This window comes from Foetidibacter luteolus (assembly GCF_009650435.1).
Taxonomy (GTDB): domain Bacteria; phylum Bacteroidota; class Bacteroidia; order Chitinophagales; family Chitinophagaceae; genus Foetidibacter; species Foetidibacter luteolus.
In genome coordinates, this window is sequence record NZ_VVIP01000062.1 from 1 (window position 1) to 23,344 (window position 23,344).

Genomic DNA, 23,344 nt, shown 5'->3' on the forward strand with positions numbered 1-23,344 from the left:
TAATGTAATTGAAAATCAAATAATTATAACCGCACTAAATCCGAGGGGGACAAGTCAGGAGCAACATCTTCACAGATATTCTTTCAGATTCATCTAACAACGATTCACTAAACGCAAACCGTTAAAGCACGGAAGCCAGAAAAGAGAAAACCGTACTTTTGATGTATCCGGACGGAGAAGTGCGGATAATAATTGTTGGATATTAGAGCAACACCCTACGATGAGCAATTATTCAAAATTCTTAAATGAACTTAACAGCTTTTACATAGACAGAAAGGCTAAAGGTCTCGTTGACAAAATCGCAAATGACGAGGCTTTAGCGGTTATTCGTGACAAATGGATGAGAGAAGGTAAATTGGCAGAACTGATTTCTTTCATACACACAAACTGGGACAGTGGAAATTGTGATGACTTTATTGAGCCATTGCAATCGTTGCTAATCAGCACAAATCAAGTAGAACTTTTTATAACTCTTTGGACAAAAATTATAAAATACCGGCTGACCGCTTTGTGGACATCTCTTAGCGACTTAAGAAAGCAAGAAAATAAAATTAACTTGACAGAGATTGTTTCCATTGACACCTCAAACTTTAATATGTTTTCCAAAGACAGTTACAAGGATTTAAAAAAAGTAGTCGCATTTCGCAGGTGGTTTGCGATTGATGGTTTGACAAAAGTGCAAAAAGGGCTTTTAGCATTAAACCAAATTGAGGAATCCGAAAAAATAATAAACATAATGACTAACGTTAGAAACTTAAAAAGTTTAACATTTAAACTTTGATACAACATCGGCTTATAAAAGTATCCAACTCATTTTAACCGGCCATGCAGAAACTTTTACCATTCCTTATTTTGACACTTTCAACTTTAACCAGCCTTGCTCAAAATAAAATGCGCCCTGTTGAAGAATTAATAAACAATACAGAACCGGGCTGGGTATTTGTTCAGCGATGGATAGATAGTGCAAAAAATAAAGTTGAGATTCTTTCAGTGGATACTTCGAAAGCTAAGGATGCTTTATTCAAAACACAAGTAACTACCCGCTCTCCAATGGGGGCGATAATTCATTCAACAGGCGGCTTACTTATTGACAATGGCTGGATAAGGATTTTAGGCTCAGGAAATATAAAACTTGGCAGGACACTTCCTGACTGGAATAAAGGAAAATCATTTAAGGAATTTGGCGAGAGGCCTGCGTTTCTTTTAGTTGCTGATGATGCAGCCGGTGGCTTCTTTGCTGTTAACGGCGGACAATTTGGCAACGACGCAGGGAAGCTCTATTATCTTGCGCCAGATAATTTAGAATGGGAAGCGCTTGACCTGACCTATACCGAATTTTTACAATTCTGCTTTAATGGCGACCTCGATGATTTTTATAACAGCCTTAGGTGGACAAATTGGAAAGAGGAAGTTTCTAAGCTTGATGGAAACATGGTTTACAATTTTTATCCTTTTTTATGGACAAAAGAAGGTAAAGACATTAATAAGGTTTCAAGAAAAGCAATTCCGGTTGAAGAACAATACAGCTTCGAAATGGATATGCGGAAGCAACTTGGCTTGACGATAAACGGCCACTAACGACAATAATTACAATAGACCGGCGTGAAAATTATTTTATCCTGCCATTATATTGTCAGGAAGAAGGCTATCAAACCCATAACCATGCCAACAGAAAAATCAATTATTGAGCGACAAAAATATTCAGGCATCGTGTCGTGGGCTGGCACCAAAATAGAGTGGCAAAACCCAAACGGTTCCGATGTTGTTATAGAACTTGACGATGTAGTTGCGATTGGTGAACATACAACCGATGCCGGACCCTTTTTTGACGACTGGTTTTTGACTTTCATCTACAGAACAGGAAACCGGGACAGCATACCGGTGTATGCAGATGGCACTGACGGGCTTAAGCATCACTTATCTAACTTTTATAATACAGATTTCTCAAAATATTTCCTGGTTAACGTTGCGGAATGGAGATCATACATAAGATACCCAAAAGACCTGGAGGGAAAACCTCTTTTTGTCATCCATGCACCGAAAGATTACAGAAAACCTCAGAATCTTTTTAACATATTAAACTCAATATTGGGGATAGGCGTTTATGGTAAAAGTTGGGAGCTTCAATTGACAGATGAGCTAAAATCAAAACTTACCAGTATGTAATTATTACCCATCGCTTATGTATCAACATGTGCTACTTAATTTAGATTCTACAAGCCGCCTTATTATTTGCAGCAAAGTTCCATTCAACCTGCCCACAACCCGCAACCTGTTACACCACCGGGTGAGGGATTGAAGCGGATACCCCGGTGAGGCCATCGCAGCGGGGCCTTGTGCCGGAGTATGAGCGGAAAGCCCGGCCCCTTGCGATAGCTTGGGGACACCCCCTGCCCTCTTCTGCCACTTAAAAAATTATTTTTCCCCGCAGCATAAAAGGCTTGGCGCAATGCATAAAATCATGCATTTTTCCCGCAAATGCCAACTGTTATGTTGTTTCTCAAATTTACCATCGCCGGTTTGCACCTGCAGTATGCGGAGCAGCCCCGCCACAAACTTTTTACAACGCTTTGTTTGTTTTGGCTGATAAACAGCTTTCTTTCCTGGCTGTACCTCTGCGAAAAATCATCCCTGTGCTACCCTACCCAGCTTATTACCTGCTATATCTTCGGCATACTGTTCTGGGTGCTGTTTACGCCGGCTATTACCGGCTTAACAGCAGGCATTCAACAAAAAGTTGCAGGCGATGCAAAACAAAAATTCTTGCTGGCCATAGCGGCTATAGTTGTATTAACAGCCAACCAGCTATTTGTACATAAAGCGGTACAATTCGTTTATCTTTTTTTGTGGAACTACCAATCGCCAACCACTTCCTGGATCAGCAGCCTTATTACCAATAACCTGCTGGTGAATATTTTCTTTTATGCGCTCATCAGCCGCGGCGCATGGCAGTTATACAACCATACCGGCCAGCTGCCGGTTCAGGAACCTTTGCCGGCAGCGCCCGTTGCAGAAGTACCGGAACCTGCCACCTGCGCACCGGCTTACCCAAGGCAGTTGGTTATTAAAGACAAAAGCACCACTTTTAAGCTGGATGTTGCTGACATTCTTTTTATACAGTCACAGCAAAACTGCATACACATACATACTCTTACAAAAAAACATATTCTTTACTCCAGCCTGGTTAAGTTTTCCGCCCAGCTATGCCCTGAGCAATTTTTAAGGGTACACCGGTCTGTAATGGTAAACCTGGATTATGTACAGCAGATACGCAACCTGCCATCCGGCGATGCGGAGCTGTTGCTGCCCAACAATACTGTTATTAAGTGCAGCCGCAGCTACAAAAAAGAGATAGAAACGGCCGCATTTTGTCACGCATAATCCGCAATTCGTCACTTGCTGTTTAGTAACAGCATGTATTTACCGCTGCTGGTCATGCTGCATTTTACCGGCCAGCGGCACCGCAGGTACTTTGGGTTAAAAACATGCGGTTGTTACTATTGGTATTCTTTTTTATTCCGGTTGCGGCAGCAACCCAAAACAGCTTTACAGATTCTGCCCTGCACATTGCCCGCCTGCCGGGGCCGGTTACTATAGACGGGCTTAGCAACGAAACCGCCTGGCAGCAGGTGCCCCCCATACACTTGTATGTGCTGGAACCGGTATATGGGGCCAAACCGGCAGACAGCACAGAAATACTGGTTGCTTACGATGACAGGTTTTTGTACGTAGCCGCCCGCTGCTATTACCGTAACAGTGCCGCTATTGTTGCCCGCAATTATGTACGCGATGGCTGGCGGGGGGATGACTGGTTTGCCTTTGATATTGATGCCAACAACGACCACCAAAATGCTATACGCTTTGCCCTGTACCCCTTCGGCAGCCATTTTGACATGGCCATCGGTAACGACGCGGTGGAGATGGGCAGTTCTACCTTTAACAGCAACTACAACCTTATCTGGCAAGGTAAATGTGCCCTTAACCAGGAGGGTTGGTTTATGGAAATGAAAATACCCTTTGCCGCCCTTAGGTTTAAGCCCACAGGCGGTAAAACCATTATGAACATTAGCGCCACCCGGCAAAGCTATTATACCAACGAACTGCAGCATTACCCACGCATACCGCAAACCGTGGTTGACGGCGCCCGTAAACCTTCCCTTAAGCAGCCTGCCTATTTTGAAAACATTAAGCCGGCCAGGCTTTTGTATATAGTGCCCTCCCTGGCAACAGGTATTAACCGGGTAAACAAACTGGATAATAATGCCGGCGGTTACCATACAATCACCAACAAACAATTTAAGCCTTCGCTGGATATTAAATACAGCATCAGCCCGCAGCTTATTGCAGACCTTACCGTTAACACAGACTTTGCCCAGGCAGAAATAGATGACCAGCAATTTAACCTTAGCCGCTTTTCTTTATTTTACCCGGAGCGCCGCCTGTTCTTCCAGGAACAGGCGGGGTTATTTGAGTTCAGGCTGGGCTCTGCCTCGCAACTGTTTTACAGTCGTGTTATAGGCTTGAAAGACGGTAACATTATACCCGTAGCAGGCGGGGCCAGGGTTACCGGTAAACTGGGTAAAACAGATATTGGCCTTATGAACATTCAAACCAGCAGCGCTACCATTAACGACAGCGTTTATACCGCGGCGGAAAATTTTTCAGTAGTGCGTACCCGCCATAAAACATGGAACGAAAGCTCCTACATAGGAACCATGCTTACCAACCGCACCGATGGCCGCAATAACAACATTGCCCTGGGCGCTGATGCGTTTGTACGGGTTTCAGGTTTTCATTATGTATCCGGCGCGGTAGCCACTACGCAAAACACCGGCAACAAGGCGGCACTGCTTACCGGCAGCCGGGCCTTGCTTAACTGGGAGCTGCGCAGGCGGGATGGTTTTTTCTACAACCTGCAGTATGGCTATTCCGGAAAAGATTTTTCGCCCGGCCTGGGCTTTATTGACCGCAGCAACTTTCACAACGGTTCCGCCAAGGTTTCTTACGCCCGTTTCGGCGCCAACAAAAACGGGCTGTTCCGTTACAAAAAAGCTTCGTGGGCCAATGATGTTTACTGGAATGCGGCAACCGGTAAGCATGAGAGCCTTCAATCGCTGCTGGAGCTTACGGGCACTACTTTTAAAAACCATGTACTAAGCATTAAAGCGCAGTACAACAAAGAATTCCTGGTGGATAGCCTGCAGTTTGGCAGCAACCTGTTTGTAAGGCCGGGCAATTATAACTTCGGGCAGTTTACGCTGGGTTACCAGGCGCCGGAATACCTGGTGTTTAAATTAAAGGGCACCCTGTCTTACGGTACGTTTTACGATGGCAACCGCACTTCTCTTTACCTATCCCCTACCTGGAGCATCAACCGTTTTTTTGACCTGCAGGGCGCTTACAACCTGGAGCGCATCCGTTTCAGCAACCGCCAGGTAAGCTCGGTTATTCATTATGGCAGCATTAAACTGGCCTGGGCTTTTAACCTTCATCTTTCCGGCCAGTTGCAATTGCAGTACAACAGCGATGCTGATAAGCTGCTCACCAACGGACGGGTACGCTATCACTTTTCCGACGGTCATGATGTGTACCTGGTTTATACCCAAACATTTTACCAAAACAGGTATAAACAATCGCCGGCCTTGCCTGCTTTTGAGCAGCAGCAAATACTGGTGAAATACATTTATTCTTTTCATTAGGGTATGTTGCCATGCCAGCACATCGCCTGGCGGCGTTGCGAAGAATTTTTATGGGCCCGGCAGCAGGAACTACTATAGGGCTTCTCTTGCGTCGCACTCTTGTACAATGGATCCACTATGCGGCAATGTGCAGCAGGTTATTGCTGCTCAAAGTTGCTTGTCAAATTTCAGTAGAAAAAATTTGCATAGGGCACTCGTTTACAAACTCTAAAGCGTACGGTTAGTTTAACGTGTATTTATCGCCTTACGCTCTATAGAACTTTAGAGGAGTAACATGCATTATAAAAACAGCTTATTGTTCCTTTATACTCTTTAACCCCAACATGTTCCTGCGGAATATAATATGCCTTTGCGTTTATCTACCTAATCCTATTATTTTTTTACGAACTTAAATGATACTGGCTTTCTCTTGGTATTGCCCGTTATCGTAATAAAATATGTTCCGGCAGCCAGGGAGCTGATATTCATCGTTTTGTCGGCACTTCCGGCTGCAATACTCAACCTGCTTGATATAAGAGGATTACCATTGATGGCCGAGATGGTTACCGACACCTCCTGCGCCACAGGAACATTAAACCGCAGGAATAACCTATCGGCAGCCGGGTTGGGATACACAACCGCGGCAAACCCCTCATCGCTGTTTTCCAATTTAATAATCGGGCTAAAGCTATATTTTCCGTCTTTATCTATAACCTTCAACCGGTAAAAGTTGGTACCGGCGCCGGGCCTGGCATCTGTATAAGTATACTCCTTCATTACACTGCTGTTTCCGGCAGCATTTAACTTTGCAAGCAGTTTAAAGGGGCTATCCTGGCTGCTCCGCTGCAGCTCAAAGCTGGCGGTGTTTTTTTCTTCTGCTGTTTTCCAGGCGAGTACATTTGCCGCACCTTTACTATATCCTGTAAACTCTGTAAGTTTTACCGGCAATACAATCAATACCTTAAATACCAGTCGTGCATCTGCCGGGGCAAACCCTACTGTACTATTGGCATTCCAATAAGCGGTATCATCTCCTTCAAATGAGTCGTCCGGAACATACACTAATTTACTTAGCCAGGCATGTTTTAACAGGCTATCTTTCGGCAGGGGCCGGTCATTCAAGTACAGGGTACCATGTTTGGGCAATGCAGTTATTTTTACTTCATAGGGTACAGTTGCTGCATCGTCAAAGTCTTTCGCAGTAAATGTATAGCTGGAATCCTTCAATACATCCCGTACAATATCAGATACCGTAACCTGTGCACCGAGGTTTAGCTTAAATAACTCAACACTATTGATATACCAGTTATTGTTTTCATAAAATGCGTTCGCTGCGGTATGATTGATCTCAATTATTTGGCCGTTCGGTGGGGAAAACATAAAGGCGGCGTTATAGAGTATCTCTCCACCAGAATTAAGTGCTGTTAATTTTCCAGGCCCAACCTTCTGTTTATTGCCCCCCCAATCTGCACGCCACACAGTACCGTCCGATGTTTTATCGTAAGCAATATGGCTGCCCTCAAAAAAATACTGGCCGTCATAAGAATACGTGTCTCTTCTATTGTCCAGGGTATCGATAACTTCCACACTAAGCGTTCCATTCTCAACGCCGGCCTTTCTAAGTATCCATGGCTCAAAGTACTGCCCGATCTCATCATTACTTGCCGTGTTCACCACCGCTTTGTCTCCTTTTAGAATTAAGCTGTATACTCCCAAGTTGCTGGAAGCGTATTTTTGATCATTAACACGCAATTCAAACCTTCGTCCCTGAAAAGTATCATCATCCCACCAATAAATACTCAATCCAACATTTCCAGTTGTATCAACAGTCCAATCTTTAACAACGAAATTGGTTGGGAAGGATGGATCGCCTACCTGGCGGCTCTTAGTATCTATTGAGTCTATGGCGCCAGTTTTCAGATTATGGCGTGATATAACCTGTTTATCATTATTGTAAACAATATAGTTTCCCGCAACGGCAATTCCCTTTGAACCAGTGCCTTTGTAAAACAGGCTATCAGGCGTATATATAGCTACTCTTCCTGCCTGGTCTTGAATATAGCCAACCGCAGTCAACTTTACTTCCCCATCAGATGTAGGGATCAGGATGGAATCTCCGTTGGCCCGGTCAAGATACTGGTAGCTGTTTCCAACAAGTTTCAATATTTTGTTATACCGAAAATCTAACACTTTATAGGGTAGGAATTTCTCAAGGTAAGGACTGGGCTCAAAAGTAAAGGGCAAATACTCGGTAACCACATGATTAGCCGTGTCTGTTCCCAACACCCTGATAACAGTTGCATTTGCACCAAGCTTTGCAATATGCGAAATATCTATAACCGTATCAATTTCATTAATGCCCTCAATTAACGGATAATAATCCGGCTCCGGGCCAATCACATTAATACGCACATCCCCTTCAGCATCCCTTGCCTTTATATGAATAGGAAGGTACACATTCTGGGTTAGAGGCGGAACAAACAGCAACTCGAATTGTGGAACGGAATCAACCGGCTTGTTTATTATTTTTATAATGGAGCTATCAGTGTTTTGCAGTATATCTTTTGCAGTAACCACCAGTGTAAGCGTATCATAGGGTAACCCTGTTAATGACAGCGTTCCCCTATAGAAATCATTTTCAGGTGAAAGATTGATTTCTGATGTTAATATCCGGGCCTTCAAAAATTGCAATTGGTAGGTTGATGAAACACTTACAATAACATCAACGCTTCCGGTTATTTGCTGGTTTGGCGAAGGGCTTGAAAAAGTAATTAATATTGCAGCATTGATTTTAATTAACATTGACAAGATAAATAGCGGTATCAGGGATAGGCTCTTTTTCATTGTTAGCAGAATTGGTGTTATCAATATTACAAAAAATCAGGTTACCATCAGAATAAACTAATCAACTTGCTACATTAAAAAGCTGTGCTTCAATAAAATAACTAACCCTTACCGACTAAATCATATCTCCTGCTTACATGCAAACCTCTCCTGCAACATTGCCGCCGCCATCAGCAGGCATGCCGCCGATAAGCCTTCCACGCAATGCCGCGTTAAAAAAAGACAACCTGTTGTTTTGCGCCCTGCCTTCAGGGGTGCTGTTATCTGCTACAGGCTTGGTATTGCCGAAACCAACGGCCATTAAACGTTTGCAGTCAACCCCTAGAGCCACCAGTTTTTTACAAACAGCAAGGGCCCTTTGTTCTGATAACTGCTGGCCGTTACCATTGCTTACATGCCCTTCAATACGCAGCAGGGAGATGTAACTTTTATCATCCAGGTATTGCTTAATAATAGCGAGTGTTTCCTCACTTTCCGGCGTAAGGTTGGCCGTGCCGGTTTCAAAAGTTATGGCTTTTTCCAGCACCACTTCATTACCGGAAAGTTTATACGCCTGTGCATGGAGGTTCAGAAAAACAATGGAGCAAAAAACGGCCAGGACAAGTTGTTTCATACGATACTTTTATTGTAAGGGGAAATAGTTTGCTATTGCATTGAAAGATAAAAATACCGGAAATATTATTTGTACCAACGTTGCCTACTTCCCGTTCCAATATATTTTCAGGTTATGTGTCGCCCGGCCTGAAGCGATGATATCGGGTTTGCCATCAGCGTTAAGGTCTGCCACCTTAAGGTCTTCGCAGGCCATACCATTTTCATCAATCCAGTAAGGCTGCCATTGGTTATCTTTTTGCCGGGCATACAGCTTAATGCCCACTTTACCCTGGCTGTTGGCGCCACGCCACCCTGCTATTACCTGGCTGCTCCCCGTATTCAGCACATCGGCTACGGCCAGGGCATGGCCTTCCCGCAGGCTGCTGTCCAGCAAAACCCTTTGGGTTTGGTTATCCAGGTAAGCCGCCAGTTCGTTGCCATGCATCGGCTCAATGGCAGCAACCACATCACCAGCCGCAGCCACCTGTATTTCACCCGCGCCCCTTATCATATCCGGCCATTGCTGAATGGCAGCCATGTTACCGTCAATAATGCTAACGCCTTCTTTGCCCGCCAGGTAAATGGTTGTACGGTCTGCCGCTTCAACAGTAAAAAAATTATGCGTCATGTGCATGGTACTGTCCAGTGTTGCGACTGGCCAGGCTGCGCTTACATCGGCAGGCATGCGGTAGTTCATCAGCCTTGCCCCGGCGCCTTCGCCATTTTTATTGCCGCGGCCATGCAGGGGCGCCACCACCAGGCTAAACTTTTCACCCGGCCATTTTACCCATTGCATCCTGTGGATGGTTGGCTCGTGGTATAGTTTTACCGCCTTCCATAACTGGGTGGGCTCTTCCGGGCGGATTAAATAATACACCGCGCCGGATTTTGCATCATCGCTGGTTTCGCCCGGGTTCCACTGCGCCCCCACAGCCACTTCTACTTTGCCATCGCCGTTAATATCCCTTGCGGCGATGCATACGTTGTCATATTCAGTTAAATTTTCCGCCATTACAAAGCGTTTCCAATCACCGTTGCGGTACCATACAAACTGCTTTTTATCTGCCAGTAAAATATCCGGTTTGCCATCGCCATCCACATCGCCTATGGCAATGCCATAACCAATCTGCACAGTGGCGTCAATGGTTTCTGCGGTAAACTTAGGCTGACTGTTAGCGCTGATAAAAGTTGTGGCTGTAGCAATGGTGATTAACAGGAAGGTTCTAATCATACGGCATAGTTTAGCTGGCTATAATGGCAACGCAATAAAATGTGCAATGATATTGTTCAACCCCGTAAGGGTTAAGGTACAATTATCAAATGCCAACCCCGGATTTCATCCCGGGCTATTCACATTAAACCCTTTAGGCTATTGCACAATTTTATGTTGCCGCTATTATAAAAATACAGGTTTTATTGTGAGCAGTGGGTAAGACACACATTCAGCCTGACTGCAAAACCCCAATGTCATTAAGTTAAGGAAACAAGTGTCAGGTTGAGCTTGTCGAAACCGGGTTATTCAAGCCGCTTTTTCACCAATCCGCCTTCGATTCCGAAGCTTCGGAGCTCAGGCTGACAGCTTAACTTAATGACATTATGCAAAACCCTTAGCGTGTTACACTGTCGGGTGAGGGATTGAAGCGGTTACCCCGGTGAGGCCTATCGCAGCAGGGCCTTTGTGCCGGAGTAATAGCGGAAAGCCCGACCCCTTGCGCAGCTTGGGGGCACCCCCTAATATTACAATGAATGTATAACGGCTGCTTATAATTTTTGTAATTGCGCAATAACGTCAACAGGGTCTTTGGCTTTAAAAACGGTGGTGCCAACTACCAGCACATCGGCGCCGGCGGCAATAATTTCTGCGGCATTGTTAAGGGTTACGCCGCCGTCAATTTCAATTAATACATTAAGGTTACGCTCATCTATCATGGTGCGCAACTGCTGTATTTTACGCAGTGTAAAAGGAATGAACTGCTGGCCGCCAAAACCTGGGTTTACGCTCATGAGGTTTACCAGGTCAACTTCGTGAAGTATATCGCTTAAAAGGCCCACAGGCGTATGAGGGTTTACAGCCACCCCGGCCTTCATGCCCAGGCTCTTTATTTGCTGTATGTTACGGTGCAGGTGTGGACAGGCTTCTATATGTACACATAAATTATCAGCCCCTGCATTGCGGAAAGCTTCGGCATAAATGCCCGGCTCTTCTATCATCAGGTGTACATCGCAAACCTTGCTGGTGGCGCTTCTGATAGCCGCCACCACCGGCAGGCCAAAGCTGATATTGGGAACAAAATGCCCATCCATAATATCCAGGTGCAACCATTGCGCCCCGCTGCTGTTTACCATATTGCATTCTTCTGCCAGCCTAAGAAAATCTGATGCAAGGAACGAGGGTGCGATAATAGCCATGAGAATAATTTGTAGTTAGTTGGCAAGTACCGTTGCCGGTTGCCGTGAATTATTTTACCCGCTCTAAACCTTTCTTTGCTTCAACCAGGTTTTTATCAAGGCTTAAAGCCTGTTGAAACCGGGTTGCTGCACTATCTTTCTTACCGGTCATTTCGTAACAGCGGGCAATATAATAATAAGCATCCGCATAAAGATTATTTACGGTGGAGGCAAACTGAAAAACTTTCATTGCTTCATCGTATTTTTTGTTGTCAAAATAAACCAGCCCTTTTTCTATATATGCCGGCATGTAGGTAAAGTTATTGGCAATACACTGGTCGAATAGCTTTACAGCAAGCTCACCGTTACCGGTACGGGCATGGTAAATGCCGGCAATAAAATCGCAACTGGCATCTGTTTCGCGGCCAAGGCTAAGGTCGCGGACGGTTTTACAGATAAGTAATGCTTTCTTTTCTTTCATTTCTGCATACAGGTTGGCCAGCGTAAGCTGTGCTTCGGGAGAAGGATACACTTTTATGGCCCTGGTATAGTTATCAATAGCCGCGACGGTGTCCTGGGCTTCTTCGCTAACCTGCCCCCTGAAAAACCAAAGGCCATAGTTGGTGCTGTCTTTACCAACCAATGTATCCATGTGAAGCAAAGCTTCTTTAAAAGAGCCAATGCTGTCAAGGCCACTGGCATACTGCAGGCGCAGGCTTGCACTATCCGGGTATTTGTTAACCGCTTCTTGTAATGCGGATATGTATGCAGGAACAGGCGCAGGGGCGGGTATATCTTCAGCAGGCTTTTTATCGCTGCCGTTGCAGGCGCCTAAAAACAAAATACACAGCACACAAACTAAAGCGGCATTACTCCTGTTATTCATAATCGCAAAAATAATTGAGGGGTGGCGAATGTGCTTAATTTCTTACAACAACTCATGCTGGGAGCGATACTTTTGCAAAAATTTTAGAACCATGAAAAGGTGCTACTTCATTGCTTTACTAATGTTGACATACATGCAGCTTGCCGCACAGCAGCCGGCGGACAGTATGCACTATGCCGATGAAAAACATTTTAAAAACATTCAACAGCTAACCTTTGGCGGCGATAATGCCGAAGCTTACTGGAGCTATGATGGCAGCCATGTCATCTTTCAAAAAAGCAGTGCTAAAGAAGGCATCCTGTGCGACCGCATGTTTATTGGAAAAATACCTGCCGCCGGTGAAAAATTCAATTATAAACAGGTAAGCAGCGGCAAGGGCAGAACTACCTGTGGCTATTTTTTACCCGGTGGCAAACATATAGTATATGCTTCCACACACCTGGGCGGGGATAGCTGCCCGCCCGTACCTGACAGGAGCAAGCTCGGTAACCGCTACGTATGGCCCGTTTATGACAGCTACGATATTTTTATGGCCGATACTTCCGGCAACATTACCAAACAACTAACCCATACGGCAGGTTACGATGCAGAAGCAACGCTTTCTCCCGATGGAAGTAAAATGATCTTTACCTCTGTACGGGATGGCGACCTGGACCTTTATATTATGGAACTATCCACCGGCAACACAAAACGCATTACAACAGAGCTGGGCTACGATGGCGGCGCATGGTTTAGCCCCGATGGCAAAAAGATTGTTTGGCGTGCCAGCAGGCCCGCTACCGAAGAAGAAATAAAGGATTATAAAGACCTGTTATCAAAAGGGCTGGTAGCGCCTACCAAAATGGAGGTATTTGTAGCTGATGCAGACGGTACGAATGCGAAACAAATTACCCACCTGGGCCAGGCCAACTGGGCGCCTAACTTTACGCCCGACAGCAAACACATTATCTTTTGCAGCAATCATGAATACAAGCGTGGTTTTCCTTTTAACATGTACCTGACAGACATTAATGGCAATGGCCTTGAAAAAGTTAGCCGTGATAAGGGTTTTGACGCCTTTCCCATGTTTAGCCCGGATGGCCGCAAAATTATCTTCTCTTCTAACAGGAACAACGGCGGAACAAGAGACACCAACCTGTTTATAGCAGACTGGGCTGACTAAGTTTATAATTGGTTGTTCGCGTTTGGGGCAATAGATTTGCCAAAATTTTTTGATATGGAAACAGGATTGTTGCACTTGCATAATTTGTTACGCTGGGTGATTATCATATTGCTGCTGGTAAATATTTTCAGACATTTTTCCGCCGCCAATAAACCTTATACCGCAGGCGATAAAAAGCTGGGCCTGTTCCTGATGATAGCAGCCCACACCACTTTACTGATAGGGTTATACCAGGTTATATTCGGCCGCTTTGGCTGGGTGCATGTGCCAGAAGGCACACCCATTATGAAAGATAAATTCTGGCGTTTCTTTTTAATAGAACATCCCGTAGGCATGCTCATCGCCATTGTGCTTATCACCATTGGCAAAGGCGTTGCCAAAAAGAGCATACCAGATGCAGCCAAACATAAAAAGGCCGCTATCCTGTTTACCATCGCATTTATTTTCATCCTGGCTTCCGTTCCCTGGCCATTCCGCGAAGGCATTGCCAGGCCACTGTTCCCGGGCATGTAAACCATAAAAAAACCATGGGTTCTCCATGGTTTTTTTATGCGACAATTTTTTATGTACCCGGCGACATTACAACTATGAAGCATCCTTGCGTCGCACTCTTGTACGCCACCGCCATGAGCAGCTACCGGATACGCATCCCATGGCATTAAGGATAAGCTTTGTACGCCCTGCTGCAACGTGCAGCAGGGTTTGTTTAACAAGCAGGGTAATCACAAAATTTTGTGCAGTATAATTTTAATAGCCAGTGCTGAGTCAGGAGATACATTTGCGGGGTACGATTTTCGTTTTACCAGGTAGTGCGGCGCTACCAGTTGGCGTACTTCTCCAGCCTGCATGCCCCTCAGCCCCTCGTCAACCGCATTGGTTGCCTGGTTACCGCCTATCAACACTTTAACGGGCGTTGCCGAGTTTTCGTTTGAATACAGAACGGTACCATCCAGGTACGTGGTGGTTTCAAAAAGCAGTACTTCCTGCCCCGCCCTGGCAGCCTCTCCACTGCCCTTTTTAAGAATTTTGTATTTAAGACCCGAAGCAGTTGTTACATAACCATCATTTACTTTTTCAGCAGACAGCTTGCGCTGGCCGGAACAGCTAAACAAAAACAGGAAGGTTACTAAACCGGCATATCTTTTTATCATTTTGTATTTTTTAGTTTGTTAGAAAGCCAGGTATCAAATACTCATGTCCGCTTGATGGCCCTGATGCACATAAATGCCGGAAACGCATTCAACTCCTTAAAATGTTTGGGGTCATGCTTTTTAAATTCTTCCACCGGCCTGGGCTCAATTATTTGGTCAACGTAAAAACCATTACCGGTTAACGGGGCAATGCATTGCTGAAGAGGCCGGCGATAGCTATTCATTTCAACCGGCTTTCCAAAACCTGACCATATACACTTTACCGGTTCCACTTCAAAGTACTTTTTCGAGCGGAAATAATTGAACTCAAAAAAAGGGTGCTCAATAGAAATTACCAGCACTCCCCCCGGCTTCAGCACCCGGCAAAACTCTTTGATGGTAAGCGTCCAGTCCTGTACATAATGCAGCGCTAAAGCACAAACCACTATGTGGAAAGATGCATCTGCCAGCTTGGTAAAAGGCTGGCTTAAGTCATGCACAAAAAAATCACCTTTCCCTTTATTGCGTTCTTTGGCAAGTTCCACCATCCGGCTGCTGATATCAAAACCCGTAACGGTTGCCCCGCTGGACATAAGTATTTCAGCATATTTGCCCGGGCCGCAGGCTGCATCAAGAATTAGTTTACCCTCCGGTTCAGGTATCAACGCCAGCGTATTAGGCCTGTCGTAGTAAGCGTTATGCGCCTTGTGATCAATCAGTGCATTATAACTCTCTGCCATCGCTTCGTAGGCAGCTATAATTTTTTCTTTGATAACAGTACCAGGTGTCATTTGGGGTTAATGATAGTGAAAATTTTTGTTCAGATAATTTTCATTATAGCTTATTTCCTGCTACCTGTTTATTTTACAATACATAGCCTATGCTACGCTTAACTGGCGCTTACTATTATACCACAATGCCTGTCCTTATTACCCCGTTGCAACGTCTTATTTACCCCCTTACCATTACAAATGTGGATATTAGCTTTGCGTTGCTGAATATTTTGTGCTTATTGACTTAGATACAGCACAAGGCGTTCCCATCGAACGCGGGGTAGCGCTATATTTTCTCTGCCAACAAGGTGTTCCACCGGAACACAGGTTGGGTAATGCGTTTATTCAACATAATCTTAAAAGGCAATCTTATATGCATTCTGAGCAAACAGCCGCTTTAAAAATGAAGCCGGTAGAGTTTATCATCCTTTCTGCCTGTACCATGATGCTTACGGCATTGGGCATAGATATAATGCTGCCGGTATTGGGCGAACTGCGTGTTCATTTTGGCCTCAAGCCAGAATCTACGGCAGCTTCGCAAATTATCGGGTTCTTTTTTCTGGGGCAGGTTGCGCAAATTATTTTTGGTACCCTTTCAGACCGTTTTGGCAGGCTGGCCATACTGCGGCTGGGCTTTCCTTTATACATTGCGGGTGGTATTGCGGCCGCTTTTGCCCCCAGCCTTCCTTTGATGCTGGCTGCCCGTTTCCTGGCAGGCATGGGGGCATCCGCGGTGTTTATGACAACCATCGCAGGTGTAAGAGACCGATTCGTGGGAGACCAGATGGCCCGCACCATGTCGCTCATCTTCACCATCTTTCTTTTTACGCCGGTGCTTGCCCCTTTTCTTGGGTTGGCTATCCTGTCTGTTGCATCCTGGCAAATGGTGTTCCTTACGCCTCCCCTTTTCGCGGTTATTATTTTTGTATGGTCCCTGCGGCTGGAAGAATCGTTGCCACAGCAAAACCGTATTGCACTTAGCCGGGCCAACATCCTGCAATCTATCCGGCAGGTTATCAGCAACAAGGTTTTTCTGCGTTACACGGGCATAACTACTGCCCTGTTTACCGTACTAAGCTCTTACGTAGCCAGTTCCGAACATATCGTGGGAGAGATTTATGGCAAGCCCCAATTGTTTGCCTGGCTTTTTGGAGGCATGGGTTTGTTTATGGCCTGCTGCACATTGCTGAATGCCAGGCTTTCCTCCCGCTACGGCGCAAGAAAAACCATTAAATGGTTGCTGGTAGCATACACTTTAGTAGCGGCAGTATTGCTGTTGTTTACATTGGTTGCCGGCGATCCGCCCGGTATGCCCATCTTCTTTATTGCCGTAACCCTGCTGATGGCCATCAACCTTGCCGTTGAGCCCAACGCCAGCGCCCTGGCCATGGAACCGATGGGTAATACGGCAGGCGTAGCATCTGCTATTTATGGCACATTATTTTTCGCTATCGGTTCGTCGCTGGGCTCTGTTATCAGCCTGCTGATGGTGCATACTGTTTTTCCACTAACGCTAAGTTATTTCCTGATAGGAGTTGTTACCCTGGTGCTTGTTTTCGGCGACCGCAGGCCAACAGGAAATAGTGATAGTAAATAGCTGCAGGTTGCAGCTTTAAAGCAGTAAATGCCCGGTTGAGCCCCGCAATAAGCGGGGTAAACTCCGAAACCAGGTTGGTCAAAAGTGACATAGATAACCCGGTTTCGATCCCGAAATTTCGGAACTCAACCTGGCATTGGCTTCTTGCCTAAACGACATTACCTCTCGATTCATCATTCACTACTCACAAAATGAATATTGAGCTAGGAACAAGGAATAATGAATGACGAAGCGGAATACACCCCACTCACCATTCACTACTTACTACTCACTGTCTTTCGGGTGAGGGATTGAAGCGGAAAGCCCACAGCCACGAGGAACGAGTGGCGAGGACTTGGAGCGGAAAGCCCGACCCCTTGCGATAGCTTGGGGGCACCCCCAATAAATTTCTATCTATAAATAAAACAGCCTTGTTGATGCCACGGGAAGGAAGAATTGTTTCCCCAATTATTCATTCAGTAACTGGCCCAGCCTGGCAGCCAGTTTTTCAACCGTTGGCAACATGGCAGCTTCAAGCCCGAGGTTTAACGGCACGGCCGGCAGGTCGAGAGCGCCCATAACATGCACCGGCGCATCCAGCCACTGAAAACAATGGTAACTGATGCGGTGCGCCAGCGCCTCGGCAAAGGAGTTGGTTTGCTGTTCTTCTGTTAATACCAGGCATTTGCCATGTTTTTTTACGGTGCTGAATACCAGCGCTTCATCCAATGGAGAGAGGGTACGCAAATCAATAACATCAAGCCGGCCGGCAAACTGCCTGGCCGCCGCTTTGGCCCAGTAAACACCCATACCATAAGTGATGATACAGGCAGATTGGCCAGACTGCACCAGGCTGTCATCCGCATGCAGCACCGTATGCGCTTTACCAAGGGGCAATATGTAATCCTCGGAAGGTTCTGTGGTTTTTGCTTCATCGGTACCCTGTACTTTGCTCCAGTACAATCCCTTATGTTCCAGCATTACCACCGGGTTGGGGTCGTAAAAGGCCGCCTTCATCAATCCCTTGATATCCGCGGCATTGGAAGGATAGCACACTTTGATGCCTTTAATGGAAAGCAGGGTGGTTTCTATGCTGCCGCTATGGTAGGGGCCACCGCCATTGTAAGCGCCGGCAGGTACCCGCAATACCATGCTAACGGGGTACTTGCCATGCGTTAAATAGCAGGATTTGGATATCTCCGTAACCAACTGGTTAAAGCCGGGATATATATAGTCCGCAAACTGCACTTCTACAATGGGCTTTAAGCCAACAGCAGATAACCCAACCGTTGAACCAATGATATAGGCTTCCTGGATGGCCGTGTTGAATACCCGCAGGTCACCGAACTTTTCCGCCAGCAGAGCTGCTTCCCGGAATACGCCGCCCAGCCTGCGGCCCACATCCTGCCCGTAGAACAAACATTCCGGGTGGGCCCTCATCAATTCTTCTATGGCGTGCAGCGCAGCATCTACCATAATAACTTTTCCCGCCCCCGCCGGTGAACGCTGTCCTTTTTCCTCTGTAACAGGCGTGGGCACAAATACGTGTTGGATAACAGTTTCGGGCAATGGCTCCGGTGCATCGCTGGCCTTCTGAAAATCATGTTGGGCCACCTGTATGCCCTGGTGGGCTATATCCAACACTTTTGTTTCGGCAAAGCCGGCATGCAACAACAGCCTTTTTAGTTTGGGCAAGGGGTCTTGCAGGGAATGATGTTCCAGGTCTTCCTTATCCCGGTAGAATTCTTTTCTTACGCCGCTGGTATGATGGTTAAGCAATGGCACCGTAGCATGCACCAGCACAGGCTTTCTTTTTACCCTGGCATAATCAATAGCAAATTCCATTACATGGTAGCTGGCCACAAAATCGCTGCCATCCACCTGTAACCTGTGCATGCCTTTAAAACCTTCGGCATATTCATAAGCATTCATGGCCCTGGCTTCGGCGGCAGAAACGCTGATGCCCCAATTGTTATCCTGCACCAGGTAAACAATGGGCAATTGCTTAAGCACCGCAAACTGAAAAGCTTCGCTCACTTCTCCTTCTGTAATGCTGTTATCGCCAAAGCTGCAAAGCACTACGCTGCCCTCTACCTGCGGCAACTGTTGCAGTTTAAGATTTTCTATGTACTGAATGCCTTGTGCCAAGCCAGTTGTAGGTATGGCCTGCATGCCGGTAGCGCTGCTCTGGTGAATAATTTTAGGCCTGTTTGCACTTTTGGATGAGGGGTGGCAATAGTAGACCCTGCCGCCGGAGAAAATATCGCCTTCCTTAGCCAGTAATTGAAGCATCAGATCATAGGGTGTAAAGCCTAAGGCTAACAGCATACAATCATCACGATAATATGGGCTTACATAATCTTTTGCCTGCATTTGCATGCCTGCCGCCAGTTGTATGGCTTCGTGCCCACGGGAAGTGGAATGTACGTATTTGCAAACCTGCCTGTTGTTTTCATACAGGTCGGCCATGGTTCTGGCAGTGGTCATTAACTGCCATGCTTTGGCAAGAATATCGTTGGTAAGCATGCAACAAATGTACGGGCTAAGCCGTATGGCGGTGTTGAGGGCGTTGAGTTTTCTTTACCGGCTGCTGCGCTACTGTTACTGTTGCCTGGCCAGCAGGTATTGCAGGGTTAACTGCTTTATCATAGCTATATCCTGTGGGTTTACAGGCTGGTCTTCTTCTTTACCAAGGTCGTCCCAGTAGCGTATTTTAATGTAATCCTGTAAAAGCGGGTCTTTCTCATAAGCCGCGGCTTCGGTTATGCTCATGGGGCCGCCCTGGTATGCCAGTGTAGCTTTGCTGGCGCCGGAAAGCTTTTCATAATAGCCTGGCTCCGCATAGGTTAGGTAACGTTTGGTTGCCACATGGCTGTACACCAGTTTTGCCACACGTTCAGAAAAACCGTATTGCAACAGCAGGTCGTGGCCCAGTTTATCGTGGTCTTTTTTGCCAAACAGGCCCATTTCCTCCGAATGCTCCAGCAGGTGGCCTATGTCGTGAAAAAAAGCAGCCAGCACCATTTCATCATCATAACCTTCCTGCCGTGCCAGCAAGGCACATTGCACCATGTGCATCAGTTGGGTTACACCTTCTCCATACTCTTCGTTGCCGTGCTGTTCATACAATCTAAAAAGTTCTTCTACTTTTTGCTGAACAGTGACGGGAGTTTCTTTTGTCATACAATTATCTCTAAGGTTGAATAATAACTTTTTATACTGTTGCCTGCCCGTAGCGCCTCACCCCAACCCCTCTCCGCCCGGAGAGGGGCAAAACAACACTTAGCTACGTACAGATTGCAGGCCTTTGTCAATAGCCGACACTACCTTATCGCATTCATCTTTTGTTATTACCAGCGATGGCCGCAGTGTAAGAATATTCCCCTCTATTACTTTTAGCGCCACACCCTGTTTCATGCAGGTATACATAACCTGCTCAGCCTGCGCAACAGCTCTTTCTTTGGTAGTCCTGTCAGTAACAAGGTCAACACCAATGTGCATGCCGCGGCCTGCAATGTTACCAACAAGCGCATGTTTGTGTTTTAAGACTTCCAGTTCATCCATCAAATACTGACCCAACATGGCGGCCTGCCGTACCAGGTTATTTTGTTCAATGTAATTAATGGTAGCCAGGCCTGCCGTACAGCACAACGGATTTTTTTCGTGTGTAAAATGCCCCACTGAACGATGCTGCAGAACGTTGTACTTTTCCCAGGTTACTATTCCTGCCAGGGGCAGCAGGCCGCCGCCCAAAGACTTGCCCAGCACCAATACATCCGGCGTTACATAATGCTCGCAGGCAAACCATTTACCGGTACGGCCAAAGCCTTCAATAATTTCATCGAACACCAGGAAAATACCATGCGCATCGCAAATACGCCGCACCTCGCTCCAATAATAGGTGGAAGGCACAACCGGCGTGGAGGAGATGGGCTCAGCCACTATGGCCGCAACATCAGGATGCCGTTTAATGATGGTGGTAATTTGTCTCAGGTAAGCATCGTCAATAGCCTGCTCGTCCGTTAAGCCCCAGGGGTTGCGGTAATAGTTGGGAAACTCCACATGAAAAGCACCCGGCATCATGGGGCCTTGCCCGTTGGAAAAATGCTCCTCGCCACCAACCGTTGAAGCCTGGAAACCGTTGCCATGGTAAGAATCCCAATAAGAGATGGTTTTCCAGCGGCCCGTTACCTGTTTGGCAATAGCGATGGCCATTTCAATGGCTTCGCTGCCGCCCGGACAAAACAGTACACGGCTAAGGCCATCCGGCGTTATTTCAGTTAGTTTTTTTGCCAGTTGTATGGCCGGAATGTTGGTATAACGGCGTGGTGTAAATGCTAACTGCTTCTGCAATTGTTCAATAACCGCGCTGATAACAGCAGGGTTGCTGAAACCGGCATTGTGCACGCCATTGCCGTGCAAATCAATGTATTGATTGCCCTGGAGGTCGTAAATGCTGGCGCCGGCGGTTTTGGAGAGCACATTCATTACCGGCGTAGAAAGCGCCTGGTGCAAAAAATAGGTAGCATCTTCCTTGAGCCAGTAACGGGTTTCATTATCAAGACTGTTGGTGTATTCTTCTCTTAACGATGTGCCGTTGATATCTCCCTGTTCCCTGGAAATCTGGTGTGTCATAATTTAGTGGCTTGCGAAAATAAAGTTACAAATACTATACTAAGTTTAGTATTAATAAACTATTATGTTTCGTATTTTTTATCAGAACTTCCTTTACGGACAACAAGAGAGGCATATTATTTCCGGGAAGGGGAGTTATTATGGGCCCGGCGGCAGGAACTACCAGGAGGCTTCCGTTGCGTCGCACTCTTCAGGGTTCTGTTCTTTATTCGCCAGCATTGCCGGCACCCCCGGATTTTACCAGCATACTGATCTTGCATCTTTAACTGGCACGCAGCAATTTATTACCTACAGCGCAATCAAGGCAGCGTTTTTCATCGCAATAGTTTTTCTTTAATTCCAGCAATGCCTGGGAATCGAAGGCGTTCTGGTGAAGTACAGCCCTTTCCTTCCAGGCAGCCGTTATCTTGTTCTGCTCCGGCGGCAGGTGCATCAGCCAGTTAACCGCTTTATCTTTCCAGTGCTGTTCCCTGCTGTACACGCCATAAGCGAACAGTACCGGCACTACAGTATTGATGATGATATTGGTTACCATTTGCCCACCCAGCTTCTTTGGTTTATAATCGCTGGCTTCATCCAGCTTGTAATGGTAATGCCAGTAATCGTTAGCCGTTACATCCAGCAGTTCTTTAACTGTAGTGATATCTGCCGCCTCTTTTACTTTTGAAAACAAATGTACCGCCTGGTATATTAGTGCCGCCAGTTGCGCCAGGCGCAGGGTAGGAAAATTGGCCGGCCGCATCCTTAAAAACATGGGGGCTTTGTTCAGCGGCGCCAGCTTGTGCATTTTTTTCAGGAACTGGTATTCCCGCTGCAGCAGACGTGGATATTCTTCTTCAAACTCAGCTTCCAGCAGCAGGGCCTGGCCCAGCAACAGCGCTTCCAGTTGTATTAGCTGGTTTTTGTGTTTGGCCAGCACGTTTACGGGTATGGTTTTGGCCAGTTCCTCAAAACAATGGGCGTTTACAGTAATACCGAAATTACGAGCCAGCAGCCACCAGAAAGTTTCCTCCCAGTGGCCATTGCTTTTACCAAGCAGGTTGATGATGGTTTCTGCCCGGCGTGACAAACGTTCTATCAGCAGCCGTTCTTTCCAGGCCATCCAGCCCAGCCCGCTTAGGACAGGTAACTGGTTGCCGCAGGCGATAAAGCTTTTGGCATTCATGAGCGCTTCATATTGCTGCAGCATAATTACCGGCACCAGCGGTTGCAGCTCTAACGTAGGCAGTTCAGCGCCATTGGGCAATGCGATACCCTTATCATGCTGCCACACTACATGCAATACTACATTGCTGTAATTAGCATCCCCGGTATGCGCATGCTGCTGCCAGTGTGATGAATATACATGCAGTTCAATATTACCGACAAGAATGGTAGCATCTATCCTGATTTTTGCCTCACTGAAATCTGGCCCCTGGTTGGTGTTATATTGGCCCGGATAAATTACCTGCAGGCTTTCGTTGTTAACTGTTTGCAATTGCTTTTTGCTGAAATATTGAAACTGCCAGATGAATTGAAGCAAGCGTTCTGTAATCATGGGTGACGGGTTAAATAGCATACCAGATTTTATAACGGAGCAAAAATACGGCTGATAACCTAAAACTGTTGCGTGAAAAATTGCGTTGTGTCACCACCGCGCCAGGGATTGAAGCGGATACCCCGGTGAGGCCGTCGCAGC

The 23,344-nt window shown here is 46.4% G+C and carries 19 protein-coding genes; 8 read left to right on the forward strand and 11 right to left on the reverse strand.

What is annotated here, in order from left to right; all coding sequences use genetic code 11:
* The first annotated feature begins 220 nt into the window (after positions 1 to 220).
* The 5 genes from F0364_RS20555 to F0364_RS20575 all read left to right on the forward strand — a co-directional run bounded on the left by F0364_RS20555 (position 221) and on the right by F0364_RS20575 (position 5,699).
* Positions 221 to 781 carry a hypothetical protein gene (locus F0364_RS20555; RefSeq protein ID WP_153799696.1) on the forward strand — a complete coding sequence of 187 codons (561 nt, stop codon included), beginning with the start codon at positions 221 to 223 and terminating at the stop codon, positions 779 to 781.
* A gap of 44 nt (positions 782 to 825) precedes the next feature.
* On the forward strand, positions 826 to 1,578 hold the full coding sequence (locus tag F0364_RS20560; protein ID WP_207632800.1) for a DUF2625 domain-containing protein: 753 nt from the start codon (positions 826 to 828) through the stop codon (positions 1,576 to 1,578).
* A 24-nt stretch (positions 1,579 to 1,602) separates the two neighbouring features.
* The gene (locus F0364_RS20565) at positions 1,603 to 2,166 is read left to right on the forward strand and encodes a hypothetical protein (protein ID WP_153799697.1); all 564 of its coding nucleotides are present in this window, start codon (positions 1,603 to 1,605) and stop codon (positions 2,164 to 2,166) included.
* 324 nt (positions 2,167 to 2,490) lie between these two features.
* A complete protein-coding gene (locus tag F0364_RS20570; protein ID WP_207632801.1) occupies positions 2,491 to 3,381 on the forward strand; it encodes a LytR/AlgR family response regulator transcription factor in 891 nt (296 codons plus the stop codon).
* Positions 3,382 to 3,485: 104 nt separating this feature from the next.
* Positions 3,486 to 5,699, forward strand: a complete 2,214-nt coding sequence (locus F0364_RS20575) for a DUF5916 domain-containing protein (protein ID WP_153799699.1) — start codon at positions 3,486 to 3,488, stop codon at positions 5,697 to 5,699.
* Positions 5,700 to 6,071: 372 nt separating this feature from the next.
* On the opposite strand, the gene F0364_RS20580 is transcribed toward F0364_RS20575, so the two are convergent.
* From F0364_RS20580 to F0364_RS20600, 5 genes are all read right to left on the reverse strand, one after another.
* Positions 6,072 to 8,480: a T9SS type A sorting domain-containing protein gene (locus F0364_RS20580; RefSeq protein WP_207632802.1), complete on the reverse strand. Its 2,409-nt coding sequence runs from the start codon at positions 8,478 to 8,480 to the stop codon at positions 6,072 to 6,074.
* Positions 8,481 to 8,655: 175 nt separating this feature from the next.
* On the reverse strand, positions 8,656 to 9,135 hold the full coding sequence (locus F0364_RS20585) for an OmpA family protein (protein WP_153799701.1): 480 nt from the start codon (positions 9,133 to 9,135) through the stop codon (positions 8,656 to 8,658).
* 84 nt (positions 9,136 to 9,219) lie between these two features.
* A complete protein-coding gene (locus tag F0364_RS20590) occupies positions 9,220 to 10,347 on the reverse strand; it encodes an FG-GAP and VCBS repeat-containing protein (RefSeq protein WP_153799702.1) in 1,128 nt (375 codons plus the stop codon).
* A gap of 530 nt (positions 10,348 to 10,877) precedes the next feature.
* Positions 10,878 to 11,525: a ribulose-phosphate 3-epimerase gene (rpe, locus tag F0364_RS20595; protein ID WP_153799703.1), complete on the reverse strand. Its 648-nt coding sequence runs from the start codon at positions 11,523 to 11,525 to the stop codon at positions 10,878 to 10,880.
* A 49-nt stretch (positions 11,526 to 11,574) separates the two neighbouring features.
* Positions 11,575 to 12,390, reverse strand: a complete 816-nt coding sequence (locus F0364_RS20600; RefSeq protein ID WP_153799704.1) for a tetratricopeptide repeat protein — start codon at positions 12,388 to 12,390, stop codon at positions 11,575 to 11,577.
* Positions 12,391 to 12,481: 91 nt separating this feature from the next.
* On the opposite strand from F0364_RS20600, the gene F0364_RS20605 reads away from it, so the two are divergent.
* A complete protein-coding gene (locus F0364_RS20605; RefSeq protein WP_153799705.1) occupies positions 12,482 to 13,552 on the forward strand; it encodes a TolB family protein in 1,071 nt (356 codons plus the stop codon).
* A gap of 54 nt (positions 13,553 to 13,606) precedes the next feature.
* Entirely contained in the window at positions 13,607 to 14,065 is a 459-nt protein-coding gene (locus F0364_RS20610) for a hypothetical protein (RefSeq protein ID WP_153799706.1), read from the forward strand.
* Positions 14,066 to 14,274: 209 nt separating this feature from the next.
* Here F0364_RS20610 and F0364_RS20615 read toward each other — a convergent pair whose 3' ends face one another.
* Together F0364_RS20615 and F0364_RS20620 are read right to left on the reverse strand one after the other, a co-directional pair.
* Positions 14,275 to 14,703, reverse strand: coding sequence for an FKBP-type peptidyl-prolyl cis-trans isomerase (locus tag F0364_RS20615; RefSeq protein ID WP_153799707.1), 429 nt, complete (start codon positions 14,701 to 14,703; stop codon positions 14,275 to 14,277).
* A gap of 41 nt (positions 14,704 to 14,744) precedes the next feature.
* Positions 14,745 to 15,473 (reverse strand): class I SAM-dependent methyltransferase, encoded by a 729-nt coding sequence (locus F0364_RS20620; RefSeq protein WP_153799708.1) that lies wholly within the window; start codon positions 15,471 to 15,473, stop codon positions 14,745 to 14,747.
* 355 nt (positions 15,474 to 15,828) lie between these two features.
* Here F0364_RS20620 and F0364_RS20625 point away from each other — a divergent pair, with 355 nt between their 5' ends.
* Positions 15,829 to 17,052, forward strand: a complete 1,224-nt coding sequence (locus F0364_RS20625) for an MFS transporter (RefSeq protein WP_235921174.1) — start codon at positions 15,829 to 15,831, stop codon at positions 17,050 to 17,052.
* A gap of 447 nt (positions 17,053 to 17,499) precedes the next feature.
* On the opposite strand, the gene F0364_RS20630 is transcribed toward F0364_RS20625, so the two are convergent.
* The 4 genes from F0364_RS20630 to F0364_RS20645 form a co-directional block, all read right to left on the reverse strand.
* Positions 17,500 to 19,557: an alpha-ketoacid dehydrogenase subunit alpha/beta gene (locus tag F0364_RS20630; RefSeq protein WP_153799709.1), complete on the reverse strand. Its 2,058-nt coding sequence runs from the start codon at positions 19,555 to 19,557 to the stop codon at positions 17,500 to 17,502.
* A 75-nt stretch (positions 19,558 to 19,632) separates the two neighbouring features.
* Positions 19,633 to 20,214: an HD domain-containing protein gene (locus F0364_RS20635; RefSeq protein WP_153799710.1), complete on the reverse strand. Its 582-nt coding sequence runs from the start codon at positions 20,212 to 20,214 to the stop codon at positions 19,633 to 19,635.
* Positions 20,215 to 20,313: 99 nt separating this feature from the next.
* Positions 20,314 to 21,666 carry a (R)-1-hydroxy-2-aminoethylphosphonate ammonia-lyase gene (gene pbfA / locus F0364_RS20640; protein WP_153799711.1) on the reverse strand — a complete coding sequence of 451 codons (1,353 nt, stop codon included), beginning with the start codon at positions 21,664 to 21,666 and terminating at the stop codon, positions 20,314 to 20,316.
* A gap of 262 nt (positions 21,667 to 21,928) precedes the next feature.
* Positions 21,929 to 23,203 carry a DUF2851 family protein gene (locus tag F0364_RS20645; protein WP_235921177.1) on the reverse strand — a complete coding sequence of 425 codons (1,275 nt, stop codon included), beginning with the start codon at positions 23,201 to 23,203 and terminating at the stop codon, positions 21,929 to 21,931.
* Between the last annotated feature and the right edge of the window lie 141 nt (positions 23,204 to 23,344).